The 21,258-nt window shown below is 70.1% G+C and carries 19 protein-coding genes; 14 read left to right on the top strand and 5 right to left on the bottom strand.

Going from position 1 to position 21,258, the window contains the following annotated elements:
• The first annotated feature begins 7 nt into the window (after positions 1–7).
• On the top strand, positions 8–424 hold the full coding sequence (locus C5C17_RS06745; protein WP_104252615.1) for a nuclear transport factor 2 family protein: 417 nt from the start codon (positions 8–10) through the stop codon (positions 422–424).
• Positions 421–1,845 carry a cytosine permease gene (locus tag C5C17_RS06750; protein ID WP_104252616.1) on the top strand — a complete coding sequence of 475 codons (1,425 nt, stop codon included), beginning with the start codon at positions 421–423 and terminating at the stop codon, positions 1,843–1,845. The genes C5C17_RS06745 and C5C17_RS06750 overlap by 4 nt, the downstream gene beginning before the upstream one ends.
• On the opposite strand, the gene C5C17_RS06755 is transcribed toward C5C17_RS06750, so the two are convergent.
• Entirely contained in the window at positions 1,784–2,557 is a 774-nt protein-coding gene (locus C5C17_RS06755; RefSeq protein ID WP_104252617.1) for a M15 family metallopeptidase, read from the bottom strand. The two genes, C5C17_RS06750 and C5C17_RS06755, sit on opposite strands and share 62 nt — an antisense overlap.
• A gap of 86 nt (positions 2,558–2,643) precedes the next feature.
• Here C5C17_RS06755 and C5C17_RS06760 point away from each other — a divergent pair, with 86 nt between their 5' ends.
• Positions 2,644–3,339: a response regulator transcription factor gene (locus C5C17_RS06760; RefSeq protein ID WP_104252618.1), complete on the top strand. Its 696-nt coding sequence runs from the start codon at positions 2,644–2,646 to the stop codon at positions 3,337–3,339.
• Positions 3,336–4,478, top strand: coding sequence for a HAMP domain-containing sensor histidine kinase (locus tag C5C17_RS06765; RefSeq protein ID WP_219820482.1), 1,143 nt, complete (start codon positions 3,336–3,338; stop codon positions 4,476–4,478). Before C5C17_RS06760 ends, C5C17_RS06765 begins: the two co-directional genes overlap by 4 nt.
• Positions 4,479–4,684: 206 nt before the next feature.
• Here C5C17_RS06765 and C5C17_RS06770 read toward each other — a convergent pair whose 3' ends face one another.
• A complete protein-coding gene (locus C5C17_RS06770; RefSeq protein ID WP_181028512.1) occupies positions 4,685–5,188 on the bottom strand; it encodes a VanZ family protein in 504 nt (167 codons plus the stop codon).
• A gap of 128 nt (positions 5,189–5,316) precedes the next feature.
• Here C5C17_RS06770 and C5C17_RS06775 point away from each other — a divergent pair, with 128 nt between their 5' ends.
• Both C5C17_RS06775 and C5C17_RS06780 read left to right on the top strand, forming a co-directional pair.
• Positions 5,317–6,837, top strand: a complete 1,521-nt coding sequence (locus C5C17_RS06775; protein ID WP_258066040.1) for an amino acid permease — start codon at positions 5,317–5,319, stop codon at positions 6,835–6,837.
• Between the two features lie 181 nt (positions 6,838–7,018).
• Positions 7,019–8,587 carry an HNH endonuclease signature motif containing protein gene (locus C5C17_RS06780; protein ID WP_146079100.1) on the top strand — a complete coding sequence of 523 codons (1,569 nt, stop codon included), beginning with the start codon at positions 7,019–7,021 and terminating at the stop codon, positions 8,585–8,587.
• 105 nt (positions 8,588–8,692) lie between these two features.
• On the opposite strand, the gene C5C17_RS06785 is transcribed toward C5C17_RS06780, so the two are convergent.
• Both C5C17_RS06785 and C5C17_RS06790 read right to left on the bottom strand, forming a co-directional pair.
• The gene (locus C5C17_RS06785) at positions 8,693–9,319 is read right to left on the bottom strand and encodes a response regulator transcription factor (protein ID WP_104252622.1); all 627 of its coding nucleotides are present in this window, start codon (positions 9,317–9,319) and stop codon (positions 8,693–8,695) included.
• Positions 9,316–10,548 carry a sensor histidine kinase gene (locus C5C17_RS06790; protein ID WP_104252623.1) on the bottom strand — a complete coding sequence of 411 codons (1,233 nt, stop codon included), beginning with the start codon at positions 10,546–10,548 and terminating at the stop codon, positions 9,316–9,318. Before C5C17_RS06790 ends, C5C17_RS06785 begins: the two co-directional genes overlap by 4 nt.
• Positions 10,549–10,713: 165 nt before the next feature.
• Here C5C17_RS06790 and C5C17_RS06795 point away from each other — a divergent pair, with 165 nt between their 5' ends.
• The 7 genes from C5C17_RS06795 (at position 10,714) to C5C17_RS06825 (ending at position 17,826) form a co-directional block, all read left to right on the top strand.
• Entirely contained in the window at positions 10,714–11,988 is a 1,275-nt protein-coding gene (locus tag C5C17_RS06795) for an ABC transporter permease (RefSeq protein WP_104252624.1), read from the top strand.
• The gene (locus C5C17_RS06800; RefSeq protein ID WP_104252625.1) at positions 11,985–12,671 is read left to right on the top strand and encodes an ABC transporter ATP-binding protein; all 687 of its coding nucleotides are present in this window, start codon (positions 11,985–11,987) and stop codon (positions 12,669–12,671) included. The genes C5C17_RS06795 and C5C17_RS06800 overlap by 4 nt, the downstream gene beginning before the upstream one ends.
• Positions 12,672–12,807: 136 nt before the next feature.
• Positions 12,808–14,052 carry an NAD(P)/FAD-dependent oxidoreductase gene (locus C5C17_RS06805; protein ID WP_104252626.1) on the top strand — a complete coding sequence of 415 codons (1,245 nt, stop codon included), beginning with the start codon at positions 12,808–12,810 and terminating at the stop codon, positions 14,050–14,052.
• Positions 14,053–14,126: 74 nt separating this feature from the next.
• Positions 14,127–14,522 carry a DUF2809 domain-containing protein gene (locus tag C5C17_RS06810; RefSeq protein ID WP_258066041.1) on the top strand — a complete coding sequence of 132 codons (396 nt, stop codon included), beginning with the start codon at positions 14,127–14,129 and terminating at the stop codon, positions 14,520–14,522.
• 195 nt (positions 14,523–14,717) lie between these two features.
• Positions 14,718–16,406 (top strand): ABC-F family ATP-binding cassette domain-containing protein, encoded by a 1,689-nt coding sequence (locus C5C17_RS06815; protein ID WP_104252628.1) that lies wholly within the window; start codon positions 14,718–14,720, stop codon positions 16,404–16,406.
• Positions 16,403–17,323: a hypothetical protein gene (locus C5C17_RS06820; RefSeq protein WP_104252629.1), complete on the top strand. Its 921-nt coding sequence runs from the start codon at positions 16,403–16,405 to the stop codon at positions 17,321–17,323. The genes C5C17_RS06815 and C5C17_RS06820 overlap by 4 nt, the downstream gene beginning before the upstream one ends.
• Before the next feature lie 95 nt (positions 17,324–17,418).
• Complete coding sequence (locus tag C5C17_RS06825) at positions 17,419–17,826, top strand: DUF5684 domain-containing protein (RefSeq protein ID WP_104252630.1); 408 nt, start codon at positions 17,419–17,421, stop codon at positions 17,824–17,826.
• 224 nt (positions 17,827–18,050) lie between these two features.
• Here C5C17_RS06825 and C5C17_RS06830 read toward each other — a convergent pair whose 3' ends face one another.
• Entirely contained in the window at positions 18,051–18,950 is a 900-nt protein-coding gene (locus C5C17_RS06830) for an alpha/beta fold hydrolase (RefSeq protein WP_104252631.1), read from the bottom strand.
• A 132-nt stretch (positions 18,951–19,082) separates the two neighbouring features.
• Here C5C17_RS06830 and C5C17_RS06835 point away from each other — a divergent pair, with 132 nt between their 5' ends.
• Complete coding sequence (locus tag C5C17_RS06835; RefSeq protein ID WP_104252632.1) at positions 19,083–21,233, top strand: cell wall-binding repeat-containing protein; 2,151 nt, start codon at positions 19,083–19,085, stop codon at positions 21,231–21,233.
• Positions 21,234–21,258 lie beyond the last annotated feature (25 nt).

Genomic DNA, 21,258 nt, shown 5'->3' on the forward strand with positions numbered 1-21,258 from the left:
CACTTGAATGTCGACCACACCCACACACGAGGCGGTGCTGGCCGCCGCCGACGCCATCATTGACGCGTTCCGCGCGACGGACACCGAGGCGTACTTCGCCGGGTTCGCGCCGGACGCGTCGTTCATCTTCCACCCGGAGCCCGCACGGCTCGACTCGCGCGCCGACTACGAAGCGCTGTGGGCGGGCTGGGTCGCGACTGGCTGGCGGGTCACCTCCTGCGCATCCACCGACCGCCTCGTGCAGGTATTCCCGGGCGGCGCGGTCTTCAGCCACACCGTTGCGACGAGCGTCGACTCGGCCGAGGGCGCCGACTCGTATCTCGAGCGGGAGAGCATCGTCTTCACGGTCTGCAATGACGGATCCCTCGTCGCGATCCACGAGCACCTCTCCGCGCCGACGACACACGCGGAGGCGACCTCATGACCGGCCCGAAGACCATGGCCCTGAACCTCGACGGCCAGGACGACTCGGCCGGACCCGTCCGCGGCACGCAGTCGCTCATCCGCATCGCCCTCATCTGGCTCGCCGCGAACCTCGTCGTCACGACGCTCCTCACGGGCACGCTCTTCGTTCCCGGCGTCTCGTTCGGAACGGCGACCGGCATGATCGTGCTCGGCACGCTCCTCGGCGTCGTCGTGCTCGTGCTCATCGGCAACATGGGCACCCGCACCGGCCTGCCGACGATGGCCCTGACGCGCGGAGCGTTCGGCATCCGCGGCAGCCTCGTTCCCGCGGCCTCCAACCTCATCGTGCTCATGGGGTGGAGCTGGGTGCAGGCGATGCTCGCCGGCGTCACCGTCGACTACCTCGTGTTCGAGGCGACGGGCTTCTCGAACCCGATGCTGTTCTCCGCCATCTGCCAAGGCATTGTCGTCGTGCTCGCCATCTTCGGCCACACGGGCATCTCGCGCGTCGAACCGTGGCTGGCGCTCGTGATCCTGGTGGTCATGGGCTTCGTGTTCGCGGCCGCGTTCGGCGCGTTCAGCCCCGGAGACTTCGCGGCGATGCCCGTGGATGCGGAGCTCGGCGGCACCCCGTTCATCACCCTCGACCTGGTCATCGCGACGGCGATCTCGTGGACCGTCCTCTCGGCCGACATGAACCGGCACGCGAAGAACAGCGTCGCCGGAGTCGTCGGCTCAGGCATCGGCTACACGCTCTCGACCACGATCGCCATGTTCCTCGGCCTCGTCGCCTTCAGCGTCGTCCTCCTTCGCGGCGGCGAGGCGATCGCGTTCGACCCGACCGTCATCGTCGCCGAGTTCGGCTGGCCGCTCGGCATCGCCATCTTCCTGTCGGTCATGGCGACCAACACCATGGTCGTCTTCGGCATGGTCACCTCCGTCATCAACGCGCAGTCGAAGTGGCACCTGCGCTTCCTGCCGACGGCGATCATCCTCGGCATCATCTCGATCATCGGGTCCACGTTCCTCGGCCTGCTGAACCAGTTCACCGACTTCCTCTTCATCATCAGCGCGTTCTTCGTGCCCGTCTTCGCGATCATGATCGCCGACTACTACCTGCTCAAGCGCCGCAGCTACTCGCGGCAGATCCTGCAGGAGCGGCGCGAGAGCCGCTACTGGTACCTCGGCGGCATTAACTGGTTGGCCGTGGTCGTATGGATCGTCGGGGCGGCCCTCTCCTACGTGCTCGCGTACGTCGCGCCGAGCCCCGTCGGCGCGAACATCCCGGCCTTCGCGGCGAGCTTCGCCCTCTACCTCGGCCTCACCTGGGTGCTGCGCGGCGTGAAGCCGCTCGCGCTCGCCGACCCGCGTGACGCCGTCAGGGCGGGGCACCTGCTCGACGAGGAGGAAGAGGCGGGGGAGCCGACGCGGGGCCGCTGACCGACCCGCGCAACCGCGGGTCGTCGGTCGGGTCGGCGTACGGCTCCGCGCATCCGTTCGCGGATGCAGCGGCCTGGTACTCGAAGTGCCACGGCTCGTTGAGGTAGGTCAGGCACAGCCCGTAGCTGGCTCCGTTGGTGGCGAGCCAGTCGGATGCGCCGTTGCCTTCCACATCGACGGCCTCGCCCGACACGTGGAGCGAGGTCTCGGGCGAGGCGACCCACCGCGACGCCTCGTCCTCTGAGCCGTACTCGGCGACCGCATCCTGCAGCAGCTGCTCCTGGAGCTCGGCCGAGCGCCACCCGCTGTTCACCATGACGGAGACGCCCGCCGACTGCGCGTCGCGCGTTGCCGCCTGCAGCGCGTCCCGCAGCTCGGGAGACAGCTTGCCGATGCCCGCATACTCGGTGTCGAACGCCGTCGTGCCGAACTGGAGGCGCCCGTCTGGGTTCTCGGTGCCGTCTGCCTCAGAGACAGGGGAATCGCCGGTCTCGCCAGTCCCGAGCTCTGAGGGCTCCGCGAGCACCGTGTCCTGCAACGGCAGCTCGGTGTGCGACGCCGTCGTCTCGCCGAGCTGCGCCGAGAACAGCGCAACCCCGACACCGGCGAGGGCGACGAGGGATGCGCCGCCGAGCAGCAGCCGCACGCCGCGCCTGCGGGGTGGCTGGTCGTCGTCGGTGCGCTGGTGGCGGGGCGGGCTGGTGAGCGTCATGCGACAAGTCCACGTGCGTGCACGTTGCCGGGGTGTTGCCACTTTCGCATACGCCGGCAATATGCCGCGGCTCGTATCATCGGCTCATGCGTGTGCTGCTGGTGGAGGACGAGCCCTACATGGCGGAGGCGATCCGCGACGGGCTGCGCCTCGAAGCGATCGCCGCCGACATCGCCGGCGACGGACACGCCGCACTCGAGCTTCTGAGCGTCAACGACTACGACGTCGCCGTCCTCGACCGCGACATCCCGGGCCCCTCCGGCGACGAGGTCGCCAAGCGCATCGTCGCTTCGAACAGCGGCGTGCTCATCCTCATGCTCACGGCCGCCGACCGCCTCGACGACAAGGCGTCCGGCTTCGAGCTCGGCGCCGACGACTACCTCACGAAGCCCTTCGAGCTGCAGGAGCTCGTGCTGCGCCTCCGCGCCCTCAACCGCCGCCGCGCGCACAGCCGCCCACCCATCCACGAGATCGCTGGCCTCAAGCTCGACCCGTTCCGCCGCGAGGTGTACCGAGACGGCCGCTACGTCGCGCTGACGCGCAAGCAGTTCGCGGTGCTCGAGGTGCTCATGAGCGCGGGCGGGGGAGTGATCAGCGCCGAGGAGATGCTCGAGAAGGCGTGGGACGAGAACGCCGACCCGTTCACGAACGCCGTCCGCATCACCGTCTCCGCCCTGCGCAAGCGCCTCGGCGAGCCCTGGCTGATCGTGACCGTGCCCGGCGTCGGCTACCGCATCGACGCCGAAGCGAACTCGGTGCTCGACGAGGACGACCAGCGGTGACCAGGCAGCGCGGGCTCAGCGTCCGCCTCAAGCTCGCCCTCAGCTACGCCGCCTTCCTCATGATCGCGGGCGCGCTGCTGCTCGCCGTCGTCTACGCCTTCCTCCTGCGGTACGTGCCAGCCGAGGCCATGGCGAGCGAGTGGACGTTCTTCCCCGGCCGCACCGACCTCGTGCGCGCGTTCGTTCCCGCCGCGGCGTGGGCGCTGCTGTTGCTGCTCGTCTTCGCACTCGTCGGCGGCTGGTTCCTGGCCGGGCGGATGCTCGCCCCGCTCACCCGCATCACCTCGGCGACGCGCGCTGCCGCCGCCGGGTCGCTGTCGCACCGCATCCGCCTCGACGGAAAGAGCGACGAGTTCACCGAGCTGGCCGACAGCTTCGACGCGATGCTCGCGCAGCTCGAGGCGCACGTCGCCCAGCAGCAGCGGTTCGCGGCCAACGCCTCGCACGAGCTGCGCACACCCCTCGCCATCTCGCAGACGCTCCTCGACGTGGCCCGCAAGGACCCGGACCACGACCACGACGCGGTCCTCGGGCGCCTGCATTCGGTGAACGCGCGCGCCATCGAGCTCACCGAGGCGCTCCTGGTGCTGAGCCGCACCGAGCACGGCACGTTCGCGACCGAGCACGTCGACCTGTCGCTCGTCGCCGAGGAGGCCGCCGAGACGCTCCTGCCGCTCGCCGAGAAGCGCGGCGTCGCCATCGAGACGGCGGGGGAGGCCGCGACCACGATCGGCTCGCCCGCGCTCATCTCCCTGCTCACCACGAACCTGCTGCACAACGCGATCGTGCACAACCTCCCGCAGGGCGGCTCGGTCACCCTCACGACGAGTTCGGCGACGGATGCGGTGGTCGCGAGGAATACTGCGGCTGCAGCTGCGGCTGCGGCGACGCTCGTCGTCGAGAACACGGGCAGTCCGATCGGCGATGACCTGCTCGCTACCCTGACGGAGCCGTTCCAGCGAGGCGAGCAGCGTGCGCGCAGCGACCACGCCGGTGTCGGGCTTGGGCTGGCGATCGTGAAGAGCGTCGTCAAGGCGCACGGCGGGTCCATGCAGCTCGCGGCGCGAGACGGCGGCGGGCTGCGGGTGACCGTTCGGCTGCCGCTCGCGGTCGACGTCAGGTCGACGGACGGGACTTAGGTCACACTGAGCCCTGTGTCGCGGTCGCGGAGGGGCTGTGCTGACTTTCGATGCGCGTGATGGGATTTTACCCACCACCTTCCGCCGAAAGCCCGCACGGGCTCACACGAAACCCATCAGCGGTACGGAAACCCATCAAGCGCTGCCGCCTCAAGCCCTTCAAGCGCTGCCGCCTCAGGCGCTGAGCTCGTCGTGCCGCACTCGATCTAGCTGAACGCCGAGCGCCGCACGCTCGGCGCAACGACCGCGGCACCGATCAGGGCGCCGACCGTGTTCGCGATGATGTCGCTCGTGTCGAAGCTGCCGACGGCGAGCGCGAACTGCGTCGTCTCCATGGCGAGGCTCGCGAACCCGGCCGCGAAGAACGTCTTCGGGCCCGGCGCGCGACGCCACAGGTAGCCCGTGCAGAGGCCGAACGGGATGAAGACGGCGACGTTCGCGAGCACCTCGAGCGGGAGGCTCGCCGCGTACCCCTCACTGGCGACGAACGGGACGAGCTTGAGTGCCCGCATCTCACCCCATCCGACGAACGGGGCCTCGAGCTTCCACACGATGAGCCACGTGAGCAGCACCAGGTACGCGAGGAAGAGCACGGCCACGAGGAAGCGCGGCGCCCGCGACGGACGACGAGTCCGCGGCCGGCGCTGGGCGCTGACGAACGCCCCGGTCGTCGGGAGTTCGAGGGTCTGGTCTGCGCGGCTGTAGCTCATGGCTACAGCATCTCGAGGGGCGTGTTGCGGCGGCGTATGCGGGTTTCGATACGCGGACGATACCCGCCGGGTCGGCGGATTCCACAGGCGCCGGGCCGAGTTCGTCATTCGTGAGAGACTTCCGGCTTGTGACTTCCGCAAGCGCATCCGAGAACAGCAATCCGCCTGAGGCCGCGCGCGAACCGCAAGCCGTCGCCGGTCAGAAGAGCGACGCGCAGCACCTGCAGCGTTCGCTGACGCCGCGGCAGCTCGCGATGATGGGCCTCGGCGGGGCGATCGGCGCGGGCCTGTTCGTCGGCTCAGGGCAGGCGATCGCGGTCGCCGGCCCCGCGGTGATCGTGTCGTACGCGGTCGCGGGCCTGCTCGTCATCCTGGTGCTGTTCATGCTCGCGGAGATGGCCGCCGCCGACCCGCAGAGCGGCGCCTTCTCCGTGTACGCCGCGAAGGCCTTCGGCGCCACCGCGGGTGCGACGCTCGGCTGGTTCTACTGGATGCAGCTCGTCATCGTCATCGCCGCCGAGGCCACCGGCGCCGCCGCCATCGTCGCCGCCTGGACCCCCGGCGTCCCGCAGGGTGTCTGGGCGCTCGCCTTCATGGTGGCGTTCACCCTCATCAACCTCCTCGGCGTGCGCCGCTACGGCTCGTTCGAGTTCTGGTTCGCCGTGCTCAAGGTCGCGGCCATCATCGGCTTCCTCGCCCTCGGCGTCGCCCTCCTCTTCGGGCTCATCCCCGACGTGCCCTCGCCCGGCCTGACCAACCTCGTCGCGCACGACGGCTTCGCACCGACCGGCATCCTCGGCATCTCCGCAGCCCTCCTCATCGTCATGTTCAGCTTCGGCGGCACCGAGCTCACCGCGATCGCCGCCGCCGAGACCCGCGACCCCGCCACGAGCATCCGCCGCGCCGTGCGCAGCGTGCTGTGGCGCATCCTGCTCTTCTACATCGGCTCCGTGTTCGTGATCGTCGCCGCCCTGCCGTGGATGGATCCCGCCGTCGTCGCCGGCCCGTTCGCCGCCGTGCTCGCCCTCACGAACATCCCCGGCGTCGACCTCATCATGTCGGCCATCATCGTCATCGCCCTGCTCTCGGCACTCAACGCCAACCTCTACGGCGCCTCCCGCATGGTCTACTCGCTGTCCGAGCGCCGCTTCGCGCCACGGGGCATACAGCGCCTCGCCCGCAACGGCACGCCGACCGTCGCCGTCCTCGTCTCCGTCGGGGTCGGCTTCCTCACCGTCATCTTCAACTTCCTCGCGCCCGACGCCGTCCTGCCGACCCTCCTCAACATCGTCGGCTCGACCCTCATCGTGCTGTGGGCGACCGTCACCGCCTCCCAGCTCGTGCTGCGGCGGCGAGCGGATGCGCGCGGCGAGACCCTCACAGCCCGCATGCCCGGCTTCCCCTGGCTGAGCATCTTGGCGGCCGTGATCCTCGTCGTCATCGTCGTGCTGACCATGCTCAACGAGGGTTCGAGGGAGCAGCTGCTTGCGACGCTGGGTATGACCGCGGTCATCGCCGTCGCCTGCGCGCTCACCAACCGGCACCTGCGCAGGCAGGGCGTCGACCCCGTGCAGCTGCTGCGCGGAGAGGTGAATGAAGGGGCTGTTGCATCGCCGCCAGCCGAGTCGGGTGGCGCGCAGAAGATCTAGGTGGAGGAAGTCTCCGTGCCGATCCGCCAGATCGTTCGAAACGGTCTCTCGGACGTGTGAATTCTCGGTTCCGGTCAAATGTGGGGATGAATCCCGAGGTTGGTGGTCTGGAAGCAAGCGTGTCGGAGAAAGTTATCCGCGACTCTGCAGAATGTCGGTGGCTGTCCGTAGCGTTGGGGACATGCAACAGCACCACGAGCACGACCTTCCGGACCCGGGGTTCGACCCTTCGGATCCGGCGTCTGTTGCTGCGCGTCGGTCGGACATTCTGGCGTTGGAGGAGCGGGCGGCCGCGATGATCGCGGCAGGGTCCGCGTTGCAGTTGCGGGCCCACGCTGCCGCGTACGACTTCGGTCACGCGTTGGATGCGGCGGAGGGGTGCGCGGAGTCGGCGATGCATGTGCGGTCGATCGCGAACGAGGTGGCGCTGGTCATGCAGGTGTCGTCCGGGGTGGCTCAGGGACAGCTGGCGCTCGCGTCGATGACGCAGCAGGACTTCCCTACTTTGGCGGTCGCGTTGGACGAGAACGTCGTGACGCCCGCGCAGGTGCACAAGCTGGTCGAGGTAGGCCTCAAGGTCAACCACGAGGATCCGGTCGAGCAGGCGGAGCGGCGGGCGTTGTTCGTGGAGGTGATGCTCGAGCGGGTTCGGCGGGAACCTCTGCCGCCGCAGGCACTGCGGAAGGCGGCGGAGCGGGTCGCGGAGGAGCAGACCGGGGAGTCCATCGATCAGCGGCACGCGCGGGCGAGGCGGCAGCGCCGAGCGACCGTCGAAGACCTTGGCGACGGGATGAGCATCATCCGGGTCACGACTGACACGTTCGTCGCGCACGCGATCCGGGACCGGGTGCGGAAGCAGGCGCTCGCGATCATCAAAGCGCGCCAGAGGGCGACAGCCGACGGTGCTTCAGGTGCAGCAAGCTCGGCCGCGCCCGGAACTGGCAGCGCGTTCGGACGCGTTGTCGACGATGCCCGTGCGAGCGCCGAGGTTACCGGGGAGCCAGACGCACCCGATGCCCTGGATGACCGGGGTCTGAACGAGGTCATGTCGGACGTCGTCGCGGACATGTTGCTGACCAGCGATCCGATGGGCAACTCGGCAGCGGCCGGCATTCAGGCGAACGTGCAGCTCTCGATCCCGATCACGACCGTCCTCGCCGACAGCGACCCCGCCAGCGACCAGCCGGGGCGGGCGCCCGCGCTGCTCGATGGGATGACACCCATGCCGATCGAGGACGCGAAACGCCTCGCCGCCACCGCACCAGCGTTCATCCGGGTGCTCACGCACCCGATCACCGGGGCCGTGCAGGCCGTCGACTCCTACAAGCCCACCGCGGCGATGCGCGCCTTCCTACAGGCCCGCGACATCCACTGCCGCTTCATCGGCTGCCGACAACCCGCCGTGAGGTGCGAGCTCGACCACACCGAGGACTACCAGCACGGCGGGAAGACCGCGGTGTGGAACCTCAGCGACTTCTGCAAGAACCACCACATCGTCAAACACCACACCGCCTGGAAAGTGCGACAACTCGGCGGCGGCGTCCTCGAATGGACCACACCGAGCGGCAAGATCTACATCAGCCGGCCCGAACCACACGGCGTCATCTTCAGGCCAAGCGACCAACTCTTCAGACCAACGGAAGAACCCAGGAGAGGCGAGCACGTTCATTCGGAGCGACGCGAACGAGCGCGTTCCGTCAGTGAAGCTCTGCCGCCGCGGCCCAACAGCAGCGCGACTCCACCGTTCTAGTCCCGCCGTTGCCGTTGCCGTTGCCGTTGCCGTGTTCTTTGCTGCTACTGACTCCTGCGCGCGGTCATACCTGCACGCAAGGGCCGCCGCGGGGACGAGCGGGGGCTAGCGGAGAATGCCGCGCGCCCTCGCCTCGGAGACAGCCGCAGTGCGCGACGTCACGCCGAGCTTCGTGAAGACGTGCGCGAGGTGCGACTTCACCGTCGTCTCTGTAACGAACAGGGCTGCAGCGACCTCCGTGTTGGAGCGGCCGGCCGCGACGAGCTCGAGCACCTCGATCTCCCGCGGCGACAGACTCTGCTGTGGTGCCCGCAGGCGATCCATGAGACGCGACGCGATCGGCGGGGCCAACGCACTCGCGCCTCCCGCCGCCGCGCGCACCGCAGCGAGCAGCTCGTGCGGGGGCGCATCCTTCAACAGATACCCGCTGGCGCCCGCCTCGACAGCCCCGAGGATGTCACCATCCGAGTCGTAGTTCGTCACCACGAGCACGTGCGGGGGAGCAGGCAGGGCGCGGATGCGCTTCGTCGCCGAAGCCCCCGTCTCGTTCTCGCGCGCCCCGAACTGCAGGTCCATGAGCACCAGGTCCGGCCGCGTGTCCGCCGCGGCGCGCACTGCCTCCTCCGCGGTCGAAGCCTCAGCGACGACCTCGATGTCGGACTCACCGCCGAGCAGAGCCCTGAGGCCGGCCCGGACCACAGGATGGTCGTCGGCGATGACGATGCGGATCATGCGGCGACCTCGCGGGGGAGCGTGACGGTCAGGGTCGTGCCCCGGCCCGCCGCAGACGCCACCGCCAGAGTGCCGCCCAGCTGCTGCACGCGGTCGCGGGTCGCGACGAGACCGAACGAATCAGGGCTCGGGCGCGCCGACCTCGACGCCGCATCCGCATCGAGCCCCTGGCCGTCGTCGGCGATCGTGAACACCAGCCCGGCATCGGTCTCGTCGAGCGTGATCGTCGCGCGGCGAGCACCAGCATGCTGGGTGACATTCGCGAGCGCACCCTGGGCGATGCGCAGCAGCGCAGTCTGCACGGGCATCGGCAGCGGGTGGGCGCTCGCCCGCACGTCGACGCGCAGACCGTGCGCCGCGGTCGTCGCCTCGCCGAGCCGGCGGAGCGCCTGCTCCAGGTCGGCACCGTCGAGGTCCGGCGGCGAGAGCTCGCGGATGAAGCGCCGCGTCTCCGCGAGATCGGCCGCGGCCGTCTCCCGGGCGAGACGGATGTGCCCGACGCCAGGCCCCTTCGGGTCCGCACGCTCGGCGGCGTGCAAGAGCATCTGGATGCTCGCCAGCCCCTGCGCGACCGTGTCGTGGATCTCGCGGGCAAGCCGCGCCCGCTCCGCGAGCGTCCCCGCCTCCCGCTCCGTCGCAACCAGGTGGGCCTGCGTCTCGAGCAGCTCCCGCATCAGCGCCTCCCGCTCCCTCGCCTCCTTCGCGAGCGCCGCGTAGCCGAGGCCGATCAGCACGGCGACGCCGGCCCCGATGCACGGGCCGATGACACCAGCCACCGACCACCCCTCGTGCAGGCCAAGGCCGACGACTGCGACGGCCGTCATCGCGGCGACTGCGAGCATCCCGGCACGCCGACCGAGCAGGTGCAGGACCACGAAGAACAGCGGGAAGACGAGGTACGCGGCCTCTCTGGAGAGCCACAGGAGCAGCATCCACTCGAGCGTCAGCGCGGTCAGCCACAGCAGACGCCGACGCTCGACGCGAGCGCCGGGCGCGAAACGAGCTACCGGCGCGACGCGGGTGCCCGGCTCGGCGCCGGCACGGGAGCCCGCGACGATCCCGAGGGCGTACGTCGCACCGAACAGCGCAACCGCGCCGAGCACGACTGCCATGCTCGTTTCGGGCGCCAGGAGTGACCGAGCCGCGACGAGCGCGAGCAGGCCGAACAGCAGCACGTGGAGCCCCGTGCGCAACCCCACGAAGACAGGGGTGAGCGCGGAGGGGGACATGCCGCTCAGCCTAGACACGAGCGGGAGCGCCGGCATCCTTCGAAAGTCGGACGGAACGCTCCGCATTGTGGGGCGGAAGGTCCGTGCCGACGGCCGATGCCCGCCCCTGGCCCTCAGCGGGAGGGTTGCCTGCGTCGCCGCAACCGGCGACGGGAAAGGACCACCATGTTCGTCGCCCTCCGCGACCTCCGCTTCGCACGCGGCCGATTCCTGCTGATCGGCGCCGTCGTGACACTCATCACCGTGCTCGTCGGATTCCTCAGCGGCCTCACCGGCGGCCTCGCCACCCAGAACATCTCGGGCATCCTCGCGCTGCCCGCCGACCGGCTCGCGTTCACAGTGCCGAGCGGCGACGACGCCCCGAGCTTCTCGACATCGGCACCCACCCGAGACCAGGCCGATACGATCGCCGCCATGCCGGGAGTGAGCCGTGTCGACCCGCTCGGGATCAGCCAGCTCCGCGCAGAGAGCGCGACCACGGGCACCGCTGTCGCCGTCTTCGGCGTGCCCGCCGACTTCAGCGTCTCCGGCCCAGTCGGCGACACCGCCGGCAGCGCTGCACTTTCGGATGGCATGAAGACCTTCTCCGGCGCGGTCGGCGACACCGCCGGCAGCGCTGCACTCTCAGACGGCACGAACGCCTTCTCCGCATCCGCGGAGGGCGCGAGCGCCAACTCCCGATCCGCGGAGGGCACGAACACCATCTCCGAGTCGGCACTCGGCACGAACGCCTTCTCCGCGCCCTCGGAGGGCACGATCGCCCTCTCGGCGACGGCGGCAGCAGAGCTCGACGCGGACATCGGGGACGAGGTGACGATCGCCGGCACGTCCTTCCGGGTCGAGACCGTCGGCCCGGACGCCTGGTACAGCCACACCCCCGTCGTCGAAGTCCGCATCGCCGACTGGCGCGCACTCGCCGAGGCGACCGGGTCACCCGACGCGTTCGCCACCGTGCTCGCCGTCTCCGGCGCCCCCGACTGGGCCGCAGTGGATGCGGAGGCCGGCGTCGTCTCGGAGACCCTGGTCGGATCGCTCACCGCTCTCTCCGCGTTCCGCTCCGAAGTGGGGTCTCTGCTGCTCATGGTGGCCATGCTCTTCGGCATCTCCGGCCTCGTGATCGGCGCGTTCTTCACCGTCTGGACGATGCAGCGCCAGGGTGACGTCGCGGTCCTCAAGGCGCTCGGCGCGAGCACACGGTCCCTGGCTCGGGATGCGCTCGGGCAGGCGCTCCTCGTGCTGCTCGTCGGCATCGGCACCGGCATCGGGCTCGTCGCGATCCTCGGCGCCCTCGCGGGCCAGACGCTCCCGTTCCTGATCAGCCCCCTCACGACCCTCGTTCCCGGCGCGATCATGATCGCGCTCGGCCTCGCGGGCGCAGCGTTCGCGCTGCGATCCGTCACCTCAGCAGACCCGCTCACCGCCCTCGGAGGCAACCGATGATCGCCCTGGACAACGTCACACTCACCTTCCCGGACGGCGCAGGCCGCCTCACCGCGCTCGACCGCGTCAGCCTCACTGCCGCCCCAGGCACCGTCACTGGCATCACGGGGCCCAGCGGCTCGGGAAAGTCGAGCCTGCTCGCTGTCGCGGCCACGCTCATCCGCCCGGACTCAGGTGGCGTGCGCATCGGCGACGTCGACGCGAGCACGCTGAGCCGCTCCGAGTCGGCCGCCCTGCGTCGGTCTTCCATCGGCATCGTCTTCCAGCAGCCGAACCTCCTTCCCTCGCTGACGGCACGCGAGCAGCTCCTCGTCATGAACGAGCTCGGTGAGCCGGGCAGTCGCGGGCGCCGGCGGGATGTATCCGACCGCGCCGACGAGCTGCTCGACGCGGTCGGCCTCGCCGAGCACCGGGCGAAGCGCCCGCACCAGCTCTCCGGCGGCCAGCGGCAGCGCGTCAACATCGCGCGAGCCCTCCTGAACGGTCCGAGCGCCCTGCTCGTCGACGAGCCGACCAGCGCCCTCGACCAGGAGCGGGGAGCGGCCATCATCGAGCTCGTCCTGCGCCTCAGCAGGGAACTCGACACCGCCACCCTGCTCGTCACGCACGACCTCACGCACCTCCCCAGCCTGCATTCGTCGGTGCAGCTCGTCGACGGGCGCCTCGCGCAGCTCCAAAGCTGACGGACGCGACTTCTCCAGACAGGCTCGGCCCAGCCAGGCGGGCTCGGTTCCGCCAAGCGGGCACAGACGCGGCTGAGCTGCGCGAGAATCGGGAGGCGACCGAACTGCGGCCGCTGAGAAGGGCGGCCGGAAACGCATGCGCATCATCGTCGTCGGAGCGGGCCTCGCCGGCCTCACCTCCGCCTGGGACCTGCACAAGCTCGGCCACGAGGTCACGGTGCTCGAGGCGCGGGACCGCGTCGGCGGCCGCACCTGGTCGCAGCGGCTCGGCAACGGGCAGCTCACCGAGCGCGGCGGCGAGTACGTGTTCCCCACCGAGTTCGCGATCCGCCGCCTCGCCGCAGAGGTCGAGGTGCCCATCCTCAGCCACAACGTCCGCTACGCCAGGCGCACCCTCGACGGCAGGCACGTGTCGTTCGCCGAGCTCGAGGCCACGACAGCGCACGTCACCGAGACACTGCGACGGATGCTCGCCGACGGGGCCACGCGAGTCTCCGTCGACGAGGCGCACAGGGAGGCGCTCGGCGCCGACTACCACCGCGATCCGGTGTACCGGCGCGTGGTCACATCACTCGCGAACGACCCGACCCTCGTCAGCGCCGAATCGGCCTTCCTCCACGACCCAGACGCCGGCCAGCCGTTCATCGACGACGGCGGGCGGTTCGTCGCCGGCAACCAATCGCTGTCGATCGAACTCGCGCACCGGCTCGGGGCGGCCGTGCGGCTCGAGCATCCCATCACGGCCGTCGACCAGTCCGCAGCCGGGGTCGAGGTGACGCTGGCCGACGGCTCCGCACTGCACGGCGACGCGGCCGTCATCGCCGTGCCGCTCCCGATCCTGCGCGGACTGCGGCTCGGGTTCGAGCTGCCGGATGCGCAACGAGCGGCACTCGGCCACCGCCTCATGGGCACCGCCGCCAAGCTCGGCGTGCCCCTGACAGCCGTCGACGACGACGTTGCGCTGCAGAGCGCGAACCTGACCTGGTGGTCGTGGCGGTCGCTGTCTGCGGATGGGGAGCACCGCATCCCAGCCCTCTCGTGCTTCGCGGGCAGCAGCGCAACGCTCGACGCGTTGCGCACGGCTGACGGGCCGGACACTTGGGTCGGCCAGCTGCGCGCCCTGCGCCCCGAGCTGGTCATCGACGGCGACGTGCTGCTCACCGACTGGACCGCCGACCCGTGGACGCTCGGCTCGTACTCGGCGGCGTCACTCGACTGGACCCCCGCCGACCTCCGCGCGTTCGACGCGCCAGCCGGACGCGTCGCGTTCGCCGGCGAGCACACGGGCCTCGAGCAGACCCTCAACGGTGCCGTCGTCTCCGGGCTGCGCGCGGCTCGAGCGCTTGGGCCCGTAGGCGCACCTGCGCGCGGTGCGCGATGATGCCCCGCGCCCAACTGCCAGACAGCGCCGGACGGGAGAGGCCGGCCGGCCGTCGTCGTCGCGGTACCGCAGCTGTGCTCCTCGCCGCGACGGGCGCCCTCGGCCTCGCGACCCACTTCCTGCTTCCGGACGGCGCCATCTCGGATATCGCGGGCGACGCCCTTTACACCGGCGCGGTCTACCTCGGCGTGATGCTGCTCGCGCCCCGGGCTCGACCATGGTTGCTGGCGACGATCGCGGTCGGATGGTCCTTCGCGGTCGAGCTCCTCCAGCTCACAGAGCTGCCGCACCGCGCCGCCGAGGTGTTCACGCCAGCCCGCCTGGTGCTCGGGGCGGGGTTCAACCCGCGCGACCTTCTCGTCTACGCGCTCACCGGCGTGCTCGCCTGCGCGGCTGACCTCGCTGTCCAGCGCATCCCTTCCCGACGCGCTGAGGACTCTCGACGAGCCGCGACCCCGCTGATACGGTGAACGCGTGTTCCTTTTGCTTTTCTCCTAACGGCTGAGCAGGCCCTCCGCGCTCGTTGAGCTCGGTCTCCTCGAGACCCTCCGAGCAGTCGGCGGCCGAAAGCTCTGACCCTCCCGGGTCGCCGTTCCGCGCACCCTGCCGCAGGCCAGTTTTCGCCTGGCCTGGCAGCGCTGTGTGCGCCTGCTCGAAGGAACCCCATGCACGCCACCCCCATCGCTCTTCCAGCGCGCCATCGCGCGCAACTCACCCTCTCGGACGTCTCGCTGATGCGGGGCGCGACACCCGTCCTCACCTCCGTCGACCTCACGGTCACGCCGACATCGCGGACCGGGATCGTCGGCGAGAACGGGCGAGGCAAGTCGTCGCTCCTCCACGTACTCGCCGCCACTCTCGCCCCAGACAGCGGCACGGTGCACCGGGTCGGGACGCTCGGCATCGCCGAACAGGAGATGAGCGCCGACGACGGCCGCACTGTGGGGCGGGCCATCGCAGACGCCATCGCCGAGCCGGTCGCGGCGCTCGCCGCACTCGACCTGGCCGGAGCCGCCCTCGCCGAAGGCGGACCCGGTGCGGACGACCGCTACGCGGCCGCCCTCGAAGCAGCTGAGGCGCTCGACGCGTGGGACGCCGAACGCAGGGTGCTGATCGCCCTGGAAGCCCTCGACGCCGAGACCGATCAGACGCGACTGCTCGCGGAGCTCTCGGTCGGCCAGCGGTACCGAGTTCGCCTTGCCTGCCTGCTGGGCGCCGACCACGACTTCCTGCTCCTCGACGAGCCCACCAACCACCTCGATCGCTCCGGCCTCGACTTCCTCACCGCGCAGCTCCGCTCCCGAAAGGGCGGGGTGGTCTTCGTCAGCCACGACCGTGCCCTGCTCGCAGACATCGCCGAGACGATCGTCGATTTGGACCCGACACCGGATGGGCTTCCCCGCGTGTACGGGAACGGGTTGGACGGCTACCGCGAGGGGTGGCTCGGCGAACGCGAACGCTGGGAGCACGCGTACGAACGGCAGAAGCTCGAGCACGCGAGGCTGCAGGACAGCTTGAGCGCAGCACAGAACCGGCTCGTCACAAGCTGGCGACCGGAGAAAGGGGCGAACAAGCACGGGCGGGCGACCCGAGCCGCCGGCCTGACGCAGAGCGTGCATCGCAGGCAGGAGGCGCTCGAGGCGCACGCCGTGACGGTGCCCGTGCCGCCGCAGCGCTTCCGGTTCCCGGACCTCCAAGCGAGGGCGGGCGCCGAGCTGCTGACGGCGGTGGGCGTCTCCGTCGCCGGCCGTCTCGCCGAGCCCGTCTCGCTGGCGCTCTCACGGGAGGGGCGGCTGGCGATCACGGGGCCAAACGGCGCGGGCAAGTCGACACTGCTGAGCCTGCTGGCCGGCAGCCTGCCCCCGGACTCCGGGGTCGTGCGGGTCCAGCCCGGCACCAGGGTCGGGGTTCTGCCACAGGAATCGTCGCTGCCCGCCGACCGCCGCGCGGCCGAGCTGTTCGAGGCGCATCTCGGAAGACTCGAGGCATCTGGCGTGCTTGCTGCGAGCGACTGCGTCGGCCTCTCGCGCCTCGGGCTCCTGCGCCCGAGAGAGGCCGGGAAGCGAGTCGGGGACCTGTCGATGGGTCAGCGGCGGCGCCTGGATCTCGCATTGGTCCTCGCTTCGCGGCCACACGTGCTGTTGCTTGACGAGCCGACCAACCACCTCTCGATCGCGCTCGTCGACGAGCTCACGGAGGCACTCGGCGCGACGCAGGCCGCCGTCGTGCTGTCGACGCACGACCGTCAGCTGCTGCGCGACGTCGAGCACTGGCCCCAGCTGCGGCTGCAGGGACGGGTCACCGGTCGAGAGTCCGCGCCCGTGTCGGTGGCTGGTGCGAGGATGACGGGATGAGAAGTCCCGCTATCGGAAGCATCATCGGCGCCGTCGCCGGGGCCTTCGGGCTGGCGCCCTGGTTCGCCACGGGTGCGAACCTGCCCGGGCAGAACCTGTGGTCGGCCGAGACGCTGCCAGGCGACATGCCGATCGCGTTCCTGCCCATCCACCAGTACTTCGTCCTCGACCTCGTCGCCCTGCTGGTGCTCGGCGGGACCCTGGCAGGCTTCGCCGTCCGCCTCCTCCGGGAGCGCGCCACCGAGGTGCGCCGGGCCGCCGCCATCGGGCTGGCCGGCGTCCAGCTCCTCGCCGTCTTCGAGAGCTTCGTCGCGCTCGCGGGAGGCCTCGCCATGAGCGGGAGCCTGCGGGCGCTCCTCTTCTTCGCCGGGATGCTCGTCGGCACGCTCGCCGTCGTCGGCGCATCTCAAGCGGTGTACTGGCTGACGAGCTCGCGCTCAGCGCCGATCTCGGCCCTCGGCCTGTGCCTCGGCGTCATCCCCATCGGCACGTGGCTCGGCCTCTGGTACATGCTCTCTGTCGGCCCGGCCGGGGGTGGGCTGGCCTCGCACGAGCTCGTCCGGTGGACGCCCGGTCTCGCGGTCGGCGTCGTCCTCGGGATGCTCGGCGTCTCGTCGCTCGCACGCATCGCCGTCTGGGCGGGATCGCTCGCCGCGGTCTGGCTGCTGCCCGTCGTCCTCGGTTCGGTCCAGTACGCGCTCGGCACTCGGAACGCCTTCGGGGACGTGTACCTCATGGCCGATCTGGCGAGGACGCTGCTCGTTCCGCTCGCGGGGGAGCTCGCACCCCCTGCGCTCGCCGCCGCCGCCATCGCCGGTCTCCTCGCGTTCGCCGTGCACGTCGGCCGCGCCCACGGACGACTCTCGCCTCCACCCCGACAGCAGAGCGAGGGGCTCACAGCGCCCGGCGTTCATTGAAAGCTCACAGGAACCGGCCGACTCGCGGTAGCGTGTGTGCGCTCCCCGAACCCTCCACGGGACCCGACAGCTCCACGCACCCCAAGGACAACACAATGCTCACGCTCGAAAACTCCACCCAGATGGACTCCTGGCAGTGGGAGGCGCTCTCACCCGGCGGCACCGCAGGCGGCTTCATCGGCTGGATCCTGCTCATCGCAGCCCTCTGGCCCGTCTTCCGGAAAGCTGGCTACCCGGGCTGGGGCGCCATCATCCCGATCTACAACATCTACATCCTCGTCAAGATCGCCGGCTACCACGGCGCTACCGTGCTGCTGTACCTCATCCCGCTCGTCAACATCGTGTTCTCGATCTTCGTCGCGATGCGCATCGGCAAGGCCTTCGGGCGAGGCGGCGTCTTCAGCTTCTTCCTGCTGTGGCTGTTCTCCCTCATCGGCTACTTCATCGTCGGCTACGGCTCATCGCAGTACCGCGGCCCCGGCGGGCGCGCCATCACGGCGTAGCCACCGCCTGCCGTCGGCCACTGACCTGCACGTGCTGGTGCAGGTTGCGGTGCCGGCGCGGGTGGCGCTGGTGCTGGTGCCGGCGCCGTGCAGCTGCTCGCGCGTCTTCCGCCGCGGCGGTCGCTCACCGAAGTCCGGTCGAGCGGCCTCCGCTGCGTCCTGTCGATGGGACGGTGGCTGAGATCGCTCCCGCCGCGTTGTGAGAGCATCCCCTCGGCGTCCCCTCAGCGGAGGAAGGCCACCAGGGCGTCGGCGGTCTCGTCCGGCGCATCCAGCGTCACCACGTGCCCCGCGCCGGGAACCACCACCTCAGTGAGCTGCTCTGCGGCGGCCCACGCTGGCATAGCGCGCGCGATGTTGCCGGTCGTGTCGCGTTCACCCCGCACCAGCAGGGTCGGCACCGGGGTGCGGTAGTTGTCATCGGGGTGCACGAACTCGGTCGTCGCGCGCCAGACGTCGATGAACTCGCGCTTCGAGATGGCGCCGAACGTTCGAGCCAGCGCCGCTCGTGCGCGCTCCGACGTCGCCGAGGCGTCCGCCATGAGCTTCGGGAGCCGGGCGGACGGGATGAGCTGCAGCATCGGCTCCGCGAGCCGGAGCGCGACGCGTTCGCCGACGGTCAGCGGGCTCGCGTTCCAAGTCGCATCGAGCACCGCGATGCTCCCATAGCGCTCGGGTGCACGGCGGACGAGCTCCTGGGCGAGGTTGCCCCCAAGCGAGTGCCCGACGAGCGACACCTCCCCGAGGTCGAGATGGTCGATGAGGCGTTCGATGTCACTCGCGAGCAGCTCGGGGGCGAGCGGGATCGCAGAGGGCCGCGACAGCCCATGCGCCCGCAGATCGACGAGCACGACCCGAAGGCCGGCACCACCGAGGGCGGCCGCCTGCTCCTCGAACATCGTGTGGTCAGCGCCAGCCCCGTGCAGGAGCACAACCGCTCTCGTGCCGGCTGCGCCCGCTGCGCCCGCTGTGCCGGCTGCGCCCGCTGCGCCCGCTGTGCCGGCTGCGCCCGCTGTGCCGGCTGTGCCCGCTTCGTGCGCCGCGTCCGCCGTCGAACCGCGGCCGGCGTCGGAGAAGCGGAGCGTGCATCCGCCGACATCGAGGTGTCCATCGAGCTTGCCCATAGACGCAAGGCTATTGCGCCGCTCCGGGTCCCGCGTCACGTGATTTCGCACGCAACACGTCGGTTTCTCCAGAAATCACCCTACGATTCACCCTGGGGGACCACCGCTCGATCACACAACCCGGATGTGACCATGAAAAAGGCGTTCTCCCTCTTCACCGCCCTTCTGCTCTCGGCCTCGGCCCTCACGTTCCTCGGAATCGCGCCCGCTCAGGCCGCATCCTTCGGGGTCGTGAACCAGGACGTCATGTCGCCCGCGAACTACGTCGCCAAGGGCAGCTACGCGACCACCACACCGCAGGGGGCGCCGGTCTCGTCGCTCTCCGCCCAGACCGCGGCCATGGTCGACACCCTGCCCGACCGCTACCTCAGCGACCACTGGAAGGGACGGCTGAAGACCTCGACCAACCGCGAGAACTTCACCATCCCCATCTACACGGTCGACAGCTCGAGAGCCGACGCCAACTGGGTGACCGTCAAGATGCGGGACTACGCGCTCTACCCGGACATCCACCCCGTCATGGAGGGGAAGGCGACGGCCTCGGCCACCGGTGGTACGTACGGCTTCCAGATCACCCCGTTCGCGACGACGGCGAAGAACTACGGCAAGGTCGTCATCCCGGCGCACGCCGAACCCGGCGGACCGCTGCCCGGAGGGGACAAGTCGATGACGGTCGTCGACATCGCGACGGGCATCGTTCGCGGCTACTACGTCGCCGACAAGCAGGCCGACGGCTCCTGGCTCATGGGCGGCGGCTACCTCACGACGCTGAACTCGCCGAAGTCGACCAACTGGTTCGACCAGAACGAGTGGCTCAAGACGGAGCGCGGCACGAGCTCCGTGGGTGGCGTCATGAACGAGTTCCTCATGGCGGGTGCCGAGGAGATCGCGGCCGGTTCGATCAACCACATCACCAGCTGGACCTTCCCGTCGAGTCGTGCGGGGGTCGCGATGTGGCCCGCGTACCAGACAGACGGGAAGTTGAGCGAAGCGCACGCGCCGAAGATGGGTCAGCGGTTCTGGATCCCGAACGACGCCGCCACCAACGCGAAGATCGCGGCCCTCGGCCTCTCCAGCTTCGAGAAGGTCGTCGTCAAGAACCTGCAGGAGTACGGGGGCATCGTCACCGACCAGAACTACTGGACGATGGCGCTCAACCTGCAGCATCCCGTGACCTTCACCGCCCAGGGCAAGCCCAACCCGTACCTGCCTGGCGGCATCGTGCACAACAAGCACGGCAACGTCGACCTGATCAACAAGATCCCGTGGACCCTCACCAAGTGGGGAGAGATCACCTCGAGCACGAAGCTGCCGCAGTTCGGCGCCCCCACCGCCACCCCGAAACCCACCGCCACCCCGAACCCGACAGCCACGCCGACGCCGACCGTGCAGCCCGGGGTCGCCGAGCGCATCGGCTCGACCGACACGTACGCGAACGCCGTCACGGCATCCGGGAAGTTCAACACGGTCGGCGGCAAGCTCGTCATCGCCAGCGGAGATGGGGGAGTGGATGCGCTGCTCGCGGCCCCGGTCGCCGCGAAGATCGGCGGCAGCATGCTGCTGACGAAACCCAACGCGCTGCCGACGAACGTCTCCGCGGAGCTGACGAGACTGAAACCGTCAGCGATCTTCGTGATCGGCCAGATCTCGGAGGCGCAGAAGACCGCGCTCGGGAAGCTCACGCCCAGGCTCGAGGTCGTCGCGGCCGCCGACAAGTCCGAGACCGCCCTGGCGGTGGCGAAGCGGTTCTTCCCGAACGATCCCAGCGTGTACATCGCCAACAGCGGCATGGCGACGGACATCGCCAACGCCGCCGGGCGGGCCGCACTCGCCAAGGCGCCGCTGCTCCTGACAGGCCCGACGCAGACCAGCGCCAACTTCAAGGCCTACTTCGCGACCGGGAAGGTCACCTCGGCCCGCGTCATCGGCACAGGCACATCGATCTCGGCGGCGGTCTTCAACGAGGTGAAGGCCAAGGTCGCGGCGACGACTCGGGTCAACTCCTCGGACGCCTTCAGCGTCAACGCGGCGCTGCTGAGGGACTTCGACGCCGGAAGCATCCGCCCCAAGGGCTTCACGCTCGCGAACTCCGGGAGCGCCGCCGACATCGCCGTGGCCCTCCTCGTCACAGCGCGCACCGGGTATCCACTGGTGCTCGCCAAGCAATCGTGCGTCCCTGCGGGGGCGAGTGAGGTCACATCGAAGTACCCGGGTGCCAACTACAGCATCGTCGGGACGACCACCGACCTCGTCTCTGACATCCACACGAAGCGCTGCACGTAGGAGACGCGCAGCACGCTCCCCGTGG

It is taken from the genome of Pseudoclavibacter sp. RFBA6 (assembly GCF_002931575.1).
Lineage (GTDB): Bacteria > Actinomycetota > Actinomycetes > Actinomycetales > Microbacteriaceae > Pseudoclavibacter > Pseudoclavibacter terrae.